Below are 12,468 nucleotides of genomic sequence, written 5' to 3'. Positions count from 1 at the left end.
GACTAAGTCGTTGCTGGCGTCGACGGAGACCGAGCGGGTACGGGTCGGAACGTCTTCGCGGCGGACGCCGGCGCACGGAGCCGCGCGGCGTCTCGTCAGCATGGCTTCACGTGGTTGCCTCGAGCGTCGACGCGCTGGATGAGTTCTTTGCCCGTTTCGATGGTCGCGGCTAGCTCGTCATCTCGAGGACCCAGTGGGTCAGCGGTCCGCCAGCGGCGAAGCCCGGCCCCGGTCCGGACCCGACGACGCGGAACGCCGCGTCGGCCGCCTCGCGACCGACTTTGTTGCGCGCCTCGTCGGTCGCAGCGCCCTCGTCGGTGTTGAGCGAATCGAACTCGATGATCGTCTTTGCCATGGCTACCTCAGTTCGGTCGTGACGTACGAGCTCAGGTGTTGCCGACTCGTCAATTTTCGAAACCCCGGGCCGGTATGCGTTCGGGCACGTCCGTGAGCCCGCGGAGCGTCCTCGGCGCCTCCCGTAGTGGGCCCGCACCCTGACCTGCCCTTCCGTCCGCGACGGGATCGACGTCGGCGGTCGAACTAGTTAGCTCAGTTATCGATTGTGTGCTAAGTCACGGCGGCCGCGGTGTGCGGAGGGCGGAACCGGGTATAGCCTCGCCGTATAACTGAACTAAGTTCACATACTCCTGAGAGTGAGGTCCACCATGCACATCACCATCGACGAGACCAAGTGCTGCGCCGCCGGTCAATGCGTCCTCGCCGCACCAGACCTCTTCGACCAGCGGGAAGACGATGGAATCGTCATCCTCCTCGATGCCGATCCGCCCGCGGACCAGTACGACGCCGCCCGGCAAGCGGCTGCGGTGTGCCCGGCGGCGGCGATCGAGGTCGACGAATGACGGTTCGGCCCGGCGTCGTCGTCGTGGGCGCCTCAGCAGCCGGCCTTTCGGTTGCTGAGACGCTGCGCCGCGATGGCTACGACGGGACCGTCACACTCGTCGGCGACGAAGACCTCCTCCCCTACGACCGACCGCCGTTGTCCAAGGAAGTGCTCGCCGGGACGTGGCCCGACGGCAGGGTCGCGCTCCGAACCCCGGAGCGGATCGCCGCTCTGGACGTCGACTTCAGACTCGGTGTCCGTGCCGACTCGGTGGATACCGCAGGGCACTCGGTTCGACTGTCCGATGGGTCCGACGTCGCATACCGGGATCTCGTCGTCGCCACCGGAGTGCGGCCCCGGCGCCTGCCGGACACCGATGGCATCGCCGGTGTGCACCTGCTGCGCACACTGGAGGACGCCCGACGGCTGCGCTCCGAACTGACGGGAGGACCGCGGCTGGTGATCGTCGGCGCCGGGTTCCTCGGCGCGGAGGTGGCGTCGGTGGCCAGCACCCTCGGCGCATCGGTGACCCTGGTCTCCGACGTCGACGCCCCACTGTCGGACGTCCTGGGCGCGGAGCTCGGCGAATTGCTCGTCGGCGTGCACGCCGAGCATGGCGTCTCCGTCCGTGCGGGCGTCAAGGTCACGGGCATCGCGAGCGAGGGTGACCGCGTCACCGGTGTTCGGCTGGCCGACGGGACCACACTGCCTGCCGACGTCGTCCTGGTGGCGATCGGCTCCGTTCCCAACGTCGAATGGCTTGCCGGAAGCGGGGTTCCGACGGCGAACGGCGTGCTGTGTGACGAGTTCTGCCGGGCCGCACCCCACGTGTGGGCCGCGGGCGACGTGGCGTCGTGGTACCACGTCGGGCTCGGCGAGCGGATCCGCCTCGAGCACCGCACCAATGCCGCCGAGCAGGGCATGGCGGTCGCGCGCAACATCCTCGCCGGGGCCGACCCCGTGCCGTTCGTCCCGGTCCCCTACATCTGGTCGGACCAGTACGACCTCAAGATCCAGATTCATGGCCTCCCCCGCGGCGCGGATTCCTTCACCATCGTCGACGGCAGCCTCGACGACCGCGCCTTCGTCGCCGTCTACGGAAGCCACGGCAAGGCGCGAGCAGCGGTCGGCGTCAACATGATTCGTCCACTGCGTGCCGCCCGATCCCTGGTGGCAGAGCAGGCCGACCTCACCCAGATCCTCGAGCAAGGAGCAATCGCATGACCACCGACAGCGACATCGCAGCACCCGAGTCCAGCCCAACGGCGCTGCGGGCGGGCGTCATCGGGCTCGGCATGATCGGCGGCGGCGTCGCCGTCAGCCTGGCGCGCCACGGCCGCACCCCCGCGGTATACGACATCCGTCCCGACGCCACCGACGGACTACCCGGCGTCGAAGGCATCGCGCCGTCTCCGGCCGACGTGGCGCGTGACAGCGACGTCGTCGTGCTGGCGGTGGTCGACGCCGACCAAGCTCGAGAAGTTCTCTCCGCCGAGGACGGCGTGCTGGCGGCTGCCCACCCCGGTCTCATCGTGGTGCTGCTGAGCACCGTTGCCGTTCCCGTCGTGTACGAGCTGGCTAGGGAGTGTGCGAATCACGGTGTGACCCTGCTGGATTGCGGTGTCACCCAGGCGGTGCCGCAGGGCCTGGTGGCCATGCTCGGAGGAGATGACGCCACCGTCGCCCGCGCCATGCCGGTGCTGTCGGACTTCGCCAAGGACGTCGTGCACTGCGGCCCACTGGGGGCCGGGATGGCGACGAAGATCGCGCGCAACGTCATCACCTACGGTACGTGGCGCGCCGTCCACGAGGCCGCCACGCTCGTCGAGTCCGCGGGAGTGGACCCCCGCCACCTGATCGAGGCCGTGCACGCCGCCGACCCCGAGGGCAGCACGCTGTTCTCCTGGCTGCGCAACCAGCTGGCAGGTGAACCGGATACCGCCGCGATGGTGCCGCAGGTTCAGCGCCTCATGGACAAGGACCTCGCCGCCGCCCAGGAACTGGCCGCGCGCAGCGACATTCGCGTCCCACTCGTCGACGCCGCCCGGGCCAACGGTCGGGACACCCTGACGATCTCGCTGAAGGAGACCCCATGAGCGAGACCACCGAACTGGGACTCGAGACCATGGACGCGGTCTACGGTCCAGGTTTCTCGGCCACCATGCCGAAGGAGTCGAATCCCATGCTGCAGGACACGATCGACCATCTCTTCGGCGAGATCTGGAGCCGGCCAGGGCTCTCCATTCGCGATCGACGGCTCCTGGTGATCGGAGCCACCGCCGCCCTGGGTCGCGCCGACCTGATCGAGATCCAGGTCCGCGGCGCGTTGACGAACGGGGAGCTGACCCCCGGCGAACTGCGTGAGGCCGTGCTGCAGCTGCACTACTACGTCGGCTGGGGAAACGGCACACAGGTGAACAACGGCGTCGAAGCCGCCATCGCTGCGTACGAGAACGAGACCACCACGACCAATCACGAGGAGATCGACTCATGACGAACGACATTCGCGACATGCCCGTCGAGCGAGAACGCCTTCTCGATCCGCCGTTGGCGTACGACCAGCTGCGCGAAGAACAGCCCATCACCCGGGTCCGATTCCCCAGCGGCCGCATCGGCTGGTTGGTCACCCGTTTCGAGGAGGGCAGCCAGGTGTTCTCCGACCCGCGGATGAGTTCGCAACGGCCACGCCACGACGTCGCCGACGAGGACGACGTCGACCCCGACGCCAACGAATCGGCCGAAGCCCTTCCGCCGACGTTCAATTCGATGGATGCCCCCGACCACGGCGCCTACCGGCGGCTGCTGTCCGGGAAGTTCACGCCGAAGTCGGTGCAGGCCAACCTGCAGCCCTACATCGACACCATCGTCACCGAACACCTGGACGCCATGGCGGCGCTCGGGGCCGACGGCGCACCGGTCGACCTCATTCACGAACTGGCCCTACCCATTCCGAGCCTGGTGATCTGCGAGCTGCTCGGCGTGCCGTATGGCGATCGAGACCAGTTCCATCACGCCACCGAGGTCATGATGGACACGAGCAAGCGGCGCGCCGAGCGTGACAGCGGTGCGCACTGGCTCGTCGAGTACATCACCAAGCTCACCGCGGAGAAGCGAGCCGACCCGGCGTCGGAGGGCCTGCTCGCGGAGCTGATTCGCAAGAGCGAGGAGGACGGTTCGATCCTCACTGACGAGGACCTCATCGGCATCGGGGTGCTACTGCTCTTCGCCGGCCACGACACCACCATGGCGATGATCGGCCTGTCGGTGCTGACGCTGCTCACCCATCCCACCCAGCGTCGGGACCTCGCAGAGCACCCGGAGAAGATCGGCGCCGCGGTCGAGGAGCTGCTGCGGTACCTGACCATCGTGCAGTTCGGTTTGGGCCGTACCGCCAAGGAGGATCTGGAGATCGCCGGCCAGCCGATCGCCAAGGGTGACCTCGTCGTGGTGGCGATGCCGGCGGCCAACCGCGATCCCCGGGTCTTCGACAACCCCGACGAGCCCGACTTCGACCGCAAGATGACCAGACATCTGGCCTTCGGGTACGGGGTGCACCAGTGCCTCGGCCAGAACATCGCCAGAGCCGAGCTGAAGACGATCCTCCCCCAACTCTTCGAGCGCTTCCCGGGTCTGAGGTTGGCAACCCCTCTCGAGGAGGTCGAGATGGACACCTACGGAACCAACTACGGCGTGAAGAAGATGCTCGTCACCTGGTGACGGGTGCTGCTACGGGTGGGCTCGCCCTATGGTGGTTGGCGTGGCCGGCCACTCGGAGGAGCAACCAGCGCGGCGTCGTAGCCGACGTGGTGAGGGTGAGCAGCTGCGCGACGAGGTGCTGGCCGCCGTCAATCGGCTGCTCGACGAATGGGGTAGCGACGAGAAGCTGACGATGCGTGCGGTGGCCCACGCCGTCGGGGTCACTCCGGGCAGCATCTATCTGCACTTCGCCGACAAGACCGAGCTGGTCTGGGCGGCACTGGCCGACAAGTACCGGCAGCTGGCCGATCAGATGGCCGCCGCGGAGGCCGCTTCGGCCGCTACGGGACCCCGCGACCGGCTGCGTGCCCAGGTGCACGCGTACTGCCGATTCGCCATGGAGAACCCCGGCCACTACCGGCTGATGTACGAGGTGCGGCAGCCGGTCGTCGAGCGCGAACGGATGGGGCTGCACCCGGCGCGGTTGGTGTCGGCCAGGTTGCGCCGCGCCCTGGCCGCAACCGCCGACGCGGGCTACCCGTTGTCGCTGCCGCTCTATCAGGCCACCCACACGCTGTGGACGGGTCTGCACGGCCTGGTCTCGGTGCAGCACAGCCTGGCGATCGAGGGCTCGCCCGACCAACTCGCCGGAATGGCCGACGGGCTCCTCGACGTCGTGGTCAGCCCGCAGCGCCGCGAGGGGCCCGCCTACCCACCCGAGACCGACGTCGACCGGTACATCGCCGCAACGGTCATCGAGGTGAGCGACCAACCCTGACGACGCCTCCTGGCTAGGCGAGTCGACCCTCGACGAACACGCTGTCCGGGAAGGCCTCCTCGAGGTCGCTGTCGACGCGGCGACCGAAGCCGGCCATCAGATCCTCGGCGCCGATCCCGGTGGCGTCCCAACCGTGTGCCTCCAACCAGTCGGTGACCTCGGTGCGTTCCTCCTCGTAGAGCAGGTTGCCGGATTCGGTGATGTCCTTGCCGCCCAACTTGTTCGCGATCTCGCGATATTGCTCCATCTGGGCCTCCCGCCGGCTGAAGCTCTCGGCGCTGAAGAAGGCGTTGGTGAAGGCCTCCACGGAGATCCGACTGCCGGGAGCGCTCAGTGACTGCACGCGGTCGAACAGCAGGTCCTGCGCATCGGCCGTCAGGTAGGGCAGCAGTCCCTCGGCCGACCACGCCGTCGGCTGCTTCGGGTCGAACCCGGCCTCCACCAACGCCTTTGGCCAGTCCTGACGAAGGTCGATGCCGACGCCGACGTGCGTGGCGATCGACGAGACGCCATGGGAGTCCAGCGTGTCGAGCTTGAACGCGAGCACCTTGGGTTGGTCGATCTCGTAGACAACGCTGCCCTGCGGCCACGCCAACCGCCAGGCGCGGGAGTCGAGTCCCGCGGCCAGTATCACGCTTTGGCGGATGCCGGCGGCCGCCGCGGCGAGGAAGAAGTCGTCGAAGAACTTCGTCCGCGAGGCCATGTAGCTCTTCATCGACACCATCCGCTCGGCGAAGTGGGGATCGATCTCGGCGAGCTCGGCGGGCGGTTCGTCCTGGAGGTACATCTTCCAGATTCCGTCGCCTGCCGCCTCGAGGAACAGCTGCGCATAGGGGTCCTCGATGAGGGGGTTCTCGCTGTTGGTCTCCGCTGCCCGGCCACCGGCCACGCCGAGCGCGGTGGCGCCCACGCTCTCGTTGATGTCCCAGGTGTCGTCGTCGGTTCTGGCCACTTCGGTTCCCTTCATCGCCGGGTTACGGACTGTCTGCAACTAGCTTACCGGTCGTAAAGTAAGCTAGGGCGGCCGCCGAAGGAGCATGGATGGACCTACGCCGAACCGACACCCGTTCCCAGCTGCAGTCGGTAGCGCTGTCGCTGTTCGCCGAGAAGGGTTACGACGCCACGTCGTTGCGGGAGATCGCCGACGTGCTGGGAATCACCAAGGCCGCGGTGTACTACCACTTTCGCTCCAAGGACGAGATCCTGGTGAGTTCGATCGAGGACTTCCTCGGCCGACTCGACGAACTGCTGCGCTGGGGCACGTCGTCACCCGCCGGTGCCGACACCCGCGTCGAGGTGCTGCGCCGCTACGACGCGCTGCTGTCCGGGCCCACGGCGCTGCTCGCCCGGCTCGTGCGCGAGGGACTTCCGGCGATCCGGGATGACGCGCTGCGAACCAGGATCAGCGACTGCTACCTCGCGCTGTTCGATCTGCTGAGCCCCCCTGGTCCACACCTGGAGGGACGGCTGCGCGCCCGCGTCGCCCTGTCCAGCCTGCACCTCGGCACGACGAGCGACCCGGAGCACGCCGACGAGTCCGAGCGCCGGGCGGCGGCGTTGGCCATCGCCGAGGAGGTGCTCTCCCCGCGCCGTGGTGCTACTTGACGTTGGCGATGAGGTCTGAGGACATCACGGCCAGTTCCGGACCCCACGACGACCACCCATGATCACCGGTCGGCGGGAACTCGAAGTGACCATTGTGTCCATTGGCGTCGTTGTAATGGGCGAAGAACGCCCGATTGGTGCCCTGCGCCTGATCCGGATAACCGATCATCCCCGCCGGATCAGAGGTGGTCAACGTCGTCGGACTGAACACCCACAACCGAGTGTTGTTGTCCGCCAACGACTGAACGTGCGCATTCGGCGAATGCCACTTCCACCTCCCCAACTGCGGCAAACCCCACATGTTGCGCGTGTCCACCCCCGTACTGCATCAACCCCGCCGTGATCGCACCATCGATCCCCGTCCGCTCCGGCGTCAAGAACCCCGACATCGACCCCGCATACCGAAACCGATCCGGATGAAACGTCGCCAACGCCAGCGCCGCATACCCACCCTGCGACGCCCCGACCACACCATGACCCGCCGGCGCCACCACCGAAACCCCCCTACCACCAAGGGTTCCCATCGCATTGCCCTGCGTCACCCAATTACTGACATCCGGAGCCGCATCGAAGGCATCCAACAGGTACACCGCATGCGGCCCACCCCCAAGGAAGGCCACCGGGATGTCACGCCCCATCGCCGCCGACGGCACCATCAACGACTCATAACCCGGCGCGGCCCCCGCCACCCCCACCGACGAGCCCACCCCCACCGCCACCAACACCAACACCACCGTGCACGCCAACCGCACCAACACCGAAACAGCCCTCACACCAACTCCATCCGTCCACCCACGACACCCCGCGCGAGATGCAACTCGCGAAGCCTGGTGCGCAACACCGTCGCCCATCGATTCGCCGACAGTGACCGACCTGACTGTAGACGAGACCGATGAATGCGGTAACTGTTTAGCTGCTTAGGCTGGCGCCGTCCAGGGTCGGCGATCGCTCGTGCCGAAGGGCGATCGGGGACGGTGCGCCACCTACCGTTCGAGCCCTTGCTCGACGTCATGGCCTGGCTGCTGCATGGCGTCGATCATGGTGCGCACGCTACGACGACAGCGGCCACATTCGGCCCCGGCTCCGCAGGCCTCGGCGATCTGCCGTGACGTCGACGCGCCCGCGGCGATCACGTCCCTGACCGTCTGTGACGTCACGGCTCGACACAGGCATACGTACATCGCTACGGCTCACCCGGCCGCGTCGATCGACAGCACGTCCACCAGCCTGCCGACGAACGGCGGCGGGTATGGGCCCGATACGAGGCGCGGCATCCAACTCGCCGCCGCCACCGGGCAGGTGATCCAGTCAGCGGCGTGCGGGGCGTCGTTGAATTCGTGGAGAACGAACATCTCCCGGGGGGAGTCGAGCGCGCGGTAGGTCCACAGCTTGCGGACACCTGCACTTCGCAGGGTGTGCGTGGCGGTGCGGATCACGGCGCCGACTCCTTCGACCGATTCCACCGTGTTCACCACCGCCACGACGACGCCGGGCGGGACGTCAACCGGGGCAAGGAGATTGATCTTCTCCACCATCTCACCGGCGAAGACCATGGGGTAGTCTTCTACGCCCGCGACGTCGAACCACTCACGAATCGCCGGCGAGCGCATCAGCTTCGTCACCGGCTCGCGATGCCGTACGCCGATCGTGACCAGCACCAGGCCTGGCTGCTGCGTCGAGTGGTAGACCACGGCGTGGCGGGCTCCCAGCATCGCGAGCTGAGCCCGTCTCTCCTTGACCTGAGCCCACATACGCTCCGGATCACGTACTCGATAGATCGAGGCCAATACGAGCGAATGCGCGGCGCCGGGGTCGCTCATGCCGTGCTCCCCGCCATCGACTGGAGCCGATGAGGTAAGCGATGACGCATGGGGGGTCAATTCGCCGCGAGGGAGCGGCTGATGACCAGGCGCTGAATCTGGTTGGTGCCCTCGAAGATCTGGGTGATCTTGGCTTCGCGCATGTACCGCTCCACCGGAAAGTCGCGGGTGTAGCCGTAGCCTCCGAGCACCTGAACCGCGTCGGTGGTCACCTTCATCGCCGCGTCGGTGGCCACGAGCTTGGCCACCGAGGCCTGGCGGGAATAGGGCAGGCCGGCATCCCGGCGCCGGGCGGCATCGAGATAGGTAGCCCGCGCGGAATCGACGGCCGCAGCCATGTCGGCCAGCAGGAATCCTAGACCCTGGTGGTCGATGATCCTGCGGCCGAACGCAGTTCGCTCCTGCGCGTAGGTCACCGCCGTGTCGAGGGCGGCCTGGGCAAGGCCGACGGCGACCGCCGCGATGCCCAGCCGCCCGGAATCCAAAGCGCTGAACGCGATCTGCAGGCCCTGGCCCTCCTCCCCGATCCGGCGCCCGGCGTCGATCACCGCGTGGTCGTAGTGGGCGGAGGTGGTGGGCACGGCGTGCAGACCCATCTTCTCCTCGGGTTTGCCGAAGCTGAGACCGGGAGTATCGCTGTCGACCAGGAAGCAGGAGATGCCTCGAGACCCCTCGCCGGTGCGCGCGAAGAGGGTGTAGAAATCGGCGATGCCGCCGTGGGTGATCCATGCCTTCTCACCGGTCACGACATAACCCGCCGCACCTGCCACCGCCTTGCACGCCAGTGCGGCGGCATCGGATCCGGCCTGCGGTTCCGACAGACTGTAGGCGCCGATCGTGTTGCCGCCCAGCATATTTGGCAGCCAGGTGCGTTTCTGCTCATCGGTCCCGTAGGCGAACAGCGGATGACACGACAGCCCGTGCACGCTCACCGCGACCGCCACCGCGGCCCACCGGGCGGCGAGTTCCTCCAAGACCTGCAGATAGACCTCGTAGGGCTGTGCGCCGCCGCCCCACTCTTCGGGATAGGGCACGCTCAACAAACCAGCTTCACCAAGGGTGGCGAACAAGCCTTCGGGGTAGGTCTCAGACTTCTCGTGCTCATCGACGATGGGCGCCAAGAACTTATCGGCAACGTCGCGGGTGAGTTGGATGAGCTCACGCGCGTCGTCGGTGGGCAATAGTCGATCGACGGCCACGAATCCCCTCCGGACTGCAGTACTACGGCCCTCGTCACAGTACTGCGACGCGGACAGTACAGCAAACGTCCCGTCAGTACTATGCAACCCATGGAACGCCTGGTCCGACCCGACCTCACCCCGCGGCGCGTCACGCTCTTCGACGCGCTCGTGGACCTGTTCCTCAGCCGGGGCTTCGCGCATCTCACCCTCGAGGACATGGCGTCTCGGCTGCGCTGCTCCAAGTCGACCCTGTACACGTTGGCCGACAGCAAGGAGCAGCTCGTGCGCGTGGCCACCGTGCACTTCTTCCGCCGTGCGACCGAGGACGTCGAGGCTCGGGTCGCGGCGGAGTCCGGCGCACGAGAACGGATCACCGCCTATCTGTCGGCCGTCGGCGTCGCGCTGGGTGCGGCGTCGGATCGGTTCATGTCCGACCTGGATGCCTTTGCCCCCGCACGCGAGGTCTATCAGCAGAACACCCACATCGCGGCCCGCCGGGTTCAGGAGTTGATCGACGAGGGCGTCGCCGCGCGGGAGTTCCGCTCGGTGCACGCCGGCTTCGCCGCGGACCTCGCGGCGACCATGATGGTCCGAATACAGCAGGGCGGTGTCCGCGCTGCGACCGGTCTCGACCATGCCCACGCCTACCACGAGCTGGCGGCCCTGCTCACCGCCGCGCTCAGCGACGGAACCCACGACGCGACGAGGGTTTAGCGAGAAGGCCTGACCGCGATCGACGTTCGACGCCAGGCCGAAACGGCACGGACGCTACCGGCTGCTCAGCAGCATGGAGCCGGCCACCGGACCGCCTCCGACGCCGACGGCGACGACCTCCGGCGTCGTGGGCGCCTGCCGCTCGCCGCCGTCCCCCCACATCTGCACGCACGCCTCGTGCAGGAATCCCATGCCATGCAGGCGGCCACCCGAGAGCTGACCACCGCTGGTGTTGATGGGGAGTGCGCCGTCGAGCGCGATCCGCGCACCGTCGTCGAGGAATTCGCCGACCTTGCCGTGGTCGCAGAACCCCAGGGCCTCCAGCCACATCACGGTGAGGAACGAGAAGCCGTCGTACAGCTGCGCCATGTCCACGTCTGCGGGGGTCAGGCTGGTGTGCTGCCACAGCGTGGCCGCCGAATCGTGCGCGGCCATCGTGGTCACGTCGGCACGCTGGTCCCAGGTGGCGCGTTCGAACATCCCGGGGCCGACGGACTCGACCGTCAGCGGATGCCTCGGTAGGCCGTTGGCGGCGTCGCGGCGGGACACGATCACTGCGGTCGCTCCGTCACAGGGGACGTCGCAGTCATACAGGCACAGTGGCTCGGAGATCATCCTGGCGCCGAGGTAGTCGTCCATCGTCATCGGTTCGCGGTAGACGGCGTCGGGATTGAGGCCCGCGTTGGTGCGCGCGTTGATGGCGATGCGGCCCAAGTGTTCTCGCGTCAAGCCGTAGTCGTGCATGTAGCGCTGGGCGGGCATCGCCAGCCAGTTGGCCGCCGACAGCGCTCCGAACGGGGCCGTCCACTCCAGGTGCGGCGGAAGCTCGCCGCCGCCGAAGAGCACCGAGGCCCGACCGCCGCCGGCCTGCTGCGCCGCGGTGGACTCCCACACCGATCGATACACCACGACGTGGTTGGCCAGGCCGAGGCTGACCGCCATGCACGCCTCGATGGCGGGGCCGATCTGTCCCGCGGTCTCCATCGCCGAGACGTACCACCGCGAGCGCAGACCGAGTGCGTTGCGGACCTCTTGGACGGTGGCACCGGAGAAGCCCGCGTCGGGCACGCCCGGCCCGGGATAACTGGCGATGCCGTCCACGTCGTCGACGCTCAGCCCGGCGTCCTCGATGGCGCGCAGCACGGCTTCGAGCGTGAGGTCGAGGCCCGTTCGGCCCAGTCTGCGTCCGACCTGCGACTTACCCGCCCCGGTCAGGACGGCTCTGCCCTCGAACGGTCCGCTCATCGCGTCGTCTCCTCGTCTGCAGTGGTCATCAGAACACGAACCGGGCGATGAGTTCGGCGATTGCAGCCGGCTTGTCGGAGCCGTCGAGCTCGACGGTGTGCCGGACGGTCAGGTTCACGGTGTCGTCGGCGACCTTCGTGGCGTCCGCGAGTTCGGACCGGACCCGGACGCGACTGCCCGCCGTGACGGCGGAGAGGAAGCGCACCTTGTTCAGCCCGTAGTTGATGCCCATCTTGGCGTTCTCGACGCGGTAGTTGTCCTTGCTCACGCCGGGAATGAGGGACAGCGTCAGGAAGCCGTGCGCAATCGTTGCGCCGTAAGGACTCTCGGCCTTGGCCTTCTCGACGTCGACGTGGATCCACTGGTGGTCCATCGTGACGTCGGCGAACGCATCGATGCGGTCCTGGTCGACCTCCACCCATCGACTCGTGCCGAGTTCCTCGCCAATCGTCGCCATCGCGTCGTCGACCGACGTGATCACCTTCACCAGACGTCTCCCGTCACTGGACCCGCTATTCCGATATCTATTTAACGGTATAGACTGGCCCCGCTCGCTGGGCAACCACCCCACCCCGATGATCCTTGGGA

The 12,468-nt window shown here is 67.5% G+C and carries 15 protein-coding genes and 1 pseudogene; 8 read left to right on the top strand and 8 right to left on the bottom strand.

Going from position 1 to position 12,468, the window contains the following annotated elements; all coding sequences use genetic code 11:
* Positions 1 to 169: 169 nt before the first annotated feature.
* Complete coding sequence (locus G6N60_RS08210; RefSeq protein ID WP_163735075.1) at positions 170 to 355, bottom strand: hypothetical protein; 186 nt, start codon at positions 353 to 355, stop codon at positions 170 to 172.
* A 310-nt stretch (positions 356 to 665) separates the two neighbouring features.
* On the opposite strand from G6N60_RS08210, the gene G6N60_RS08205 reads away from it, so the two are divergent.
* The 6 genes from G6N60_RS08205 to G6N60_RS08185 are packed head-to-tail and all read left to right on the top strand — an operon-like array spanning position 666 to position 5,315.
* Positions 666 to 860, top strand: coding sequence for a ferredoxin (locus G6N60_RS08205; protein ID WP_163743647.1), 195 nt, complete (start codon positions 666 to 668; stop codon positions 858 to 860).
* Entirely contained in the window at positions 857 to 2,065 is a 1,209-nt protein-coding gene (locus G6N60_RS08200; RefSeq protein ID WP_163735073.1) for an NAD(P)/FAD-dependent oxidoreductase, read from the top strand. The genes G6N60_RS08205 and G6N60_RS08200 overlap by 4 nt, the downstream gene beginning before the upstream one ends.
* Positions 2,062 to 2,937, top strand: coding sequence for an NAD(P)-dependent oxidoreductase (locus tag G6N60_RS28370; RefSeq protein WP_197746923.1), 876 nt, complete (start codon positions 2,062 to 2,064; stop codon positions 2,935 to 2,937). Before G6N60_RS08200 ends, G6N60_RS28370 begins: the two co-directional genes overlap by 4 nt.
* Entirely contained in the window at positions 2,934 to 3,335 is a 402-nt protein-coding gene (locus tag G6N60_RS28365) for a carboxymuconolactone decarboxylase family protein (protein WP_197746922.1), read from the top strand. The genes G6N60_RS28370 and G6N60_RS28365 overlap by 4 nt, the downstream gene beginning before the upstream one ends.
* Positions 3,332 to 4,558 (top strand): cytochrome P450, encoded by a 1,227-nt coding sequence (locus G6N60_RS08190; protein ID WP_163735069.1) that lies wholly within the window; start codon positions 3,332 to 3,334, stop codon positions 4,556 to 4,558. Before G6N60_RS28365 ends, G6N60_RS08190 begins: the two co-directional genes overlap by 4 nt.
* Before the next feature lie 40 nt (positions 4,559 to 4,598).
* Positions 4,599 to 5,315 (top strand): TetR/AcrR family transcriptional regulator, encoded by a 717-nt coding sequence (locus tag G6N60_RS08185; protein WP_246240448.1) that lies wholly within the window; start codon positions 4,599 to 4,601, stop codon positions 5,313 to 5,315.
* Positions 5,316 to 5,328: 13 nt separating this feature from the next.
* Here G6N60_RS08185 and G6N60_RS08180 read toward each other — a convergent pair whose 3' ends face one another.
* Positions 5,329 to 6,267, bottom strand: a complete 939-nt coding sequence (locus tag G6N60_RS08180; protein WP_163735065.1) for an SAM-dependent methyltransferase — start codon at positions 6,265 to 6,267, stop codon at positions 5,329 to 5,331.
* An 89-nt stretch (positions 6,268 to 6,356) separates the two neighbouring features.
* Between G6N60_RS08180 and G6N60_RS08175 the strand changes: the two genes are divergently transcribed.
* A complete protein-coding gene (locus G6N60_RS08175) occupies positions 6,357 to 6,920 on the top strand; it encodes a TetR/AcrR family transcriptional regulator (protein ID WP_163735062.1) in 564 nt (187 codons plus the stop codon).
* Here the strand turns inward: G6N60_RS08175 and G6N60_RS08170 are convergent.
* The 4 genes and pseudogenes from G6N60_RS08170 to G6N60_RS08155 form a co-directional block, all read right to left on the bottom strand.
* Positions 6,913 to 7,693, bottom strand: a pseudogene (locus tag G6N60_RS08170) (alpha/beta hydrolase-fold protein). The gene G6N60_RS08175 and the pseudogene G6N60_RS08170 sit on opposite strands and share 8 nt — an antisense overlap.
* A 210-nt stretch (positions 7,694 to 7,903) precedes the next feature.
* Positions 7,904 to 8,101, bottom strand: a complete 198-nt coding sequence (locus tag G6N60_RS08165; RefSeq protein ID WP_163735060.1) for a (2Fe-2S)-binding protein — start codon at positions 8,099 to 8,101, stop codon at positions 7,904 to 7,906.
* Positions 8,102 to 8,110: 9 nt separating this feature from the next.
* A complete protein-coding gene (locus tag G6N60_RS08160) occupies positions 8,111 to 8,740 on the bottom strand; it encodes a fatty-acid--CoA ligase (protein ID WP_163735057.1) in 630 nt (209 codons plus the stop codon).
* A 56-nt stretch (positions 8,741 to 8,796) separates the two neighbouring features.
* Positions 8,797 to 9,939, bottom strand: a complete 1,143-nt coding sequence (locus G6N60_RS08155) for an acyl-CoA dehydrogenase family protein (protein ID WP_163735052.1) — start codon at positions 9,937 to 9,939, stop codon at positions 8,797 to 8,799.
* Between the two features lie 90 nt (positions 9,940 to 10,029).
* Here G6N60_RS08155 and G6N60_RS08150 point away from each other — a divergent pair, with 90 nt between their 5' ends.
* Positions 10,030 to 10,635: a TetR/AcrR family transcriptional regulator gene (locus tag G6N60_RS08150; protein ID WP_163735049.1), complete on the top strand. Its 606-nt coding sequence runs from the start codon at positions 10,030 to 10,032 to the stop codon at positions 10,633 to 10,635.
* Between the two features lie 54 nt (positions 10,636 to 10,689).
* Here G6N60_RS08150 and G6N60_RS08145 read toward each other — a convergent pair whose 3' ends face one another.
* Positions 10,690 to 11,880, bottom strand: coding sequence for a thiolase family protein (locus tag G6N60_RS08145; RefSeq protein ID WP_163735046.1), 1,191 nt, complete (start codon positions 11,878 to 11,880; stop codon positions 10,690 to 10,692).
* A gap of 28 nt (positions 11,881 to 11,908) precedes the next feature.
* The gene (locus G6N60_RS08140) at positions 11,909 to 12,367 is read right to left on the bottom strand and encodes a MaoC family dehydratase (RefSeq protein WP_163735043.1); all 459 of its coding nucleotides are present in this window, start codon (positions 12,365 to 12,367) and stop codon (positions 11,909 to 11,911) included.
* Positions 12,368 to 12,468 lie beyond the last annotated feature (101 nt).

The sequence above is a fragment of the Mycolicibacterium madagascariense genome, assembly GCF_010729665.1.
Lineage (GTDB): Bacteria > Actinomycetota > Actinomycetes > Mycobacteriales > Mycobacteriaceae > Mycobacterium > Mycobacterium madagascariense.
Note: the sequence above shows the minus strand (reverse complement) of the source record. Positions and strands in the feature narration are given on the sequence as shown.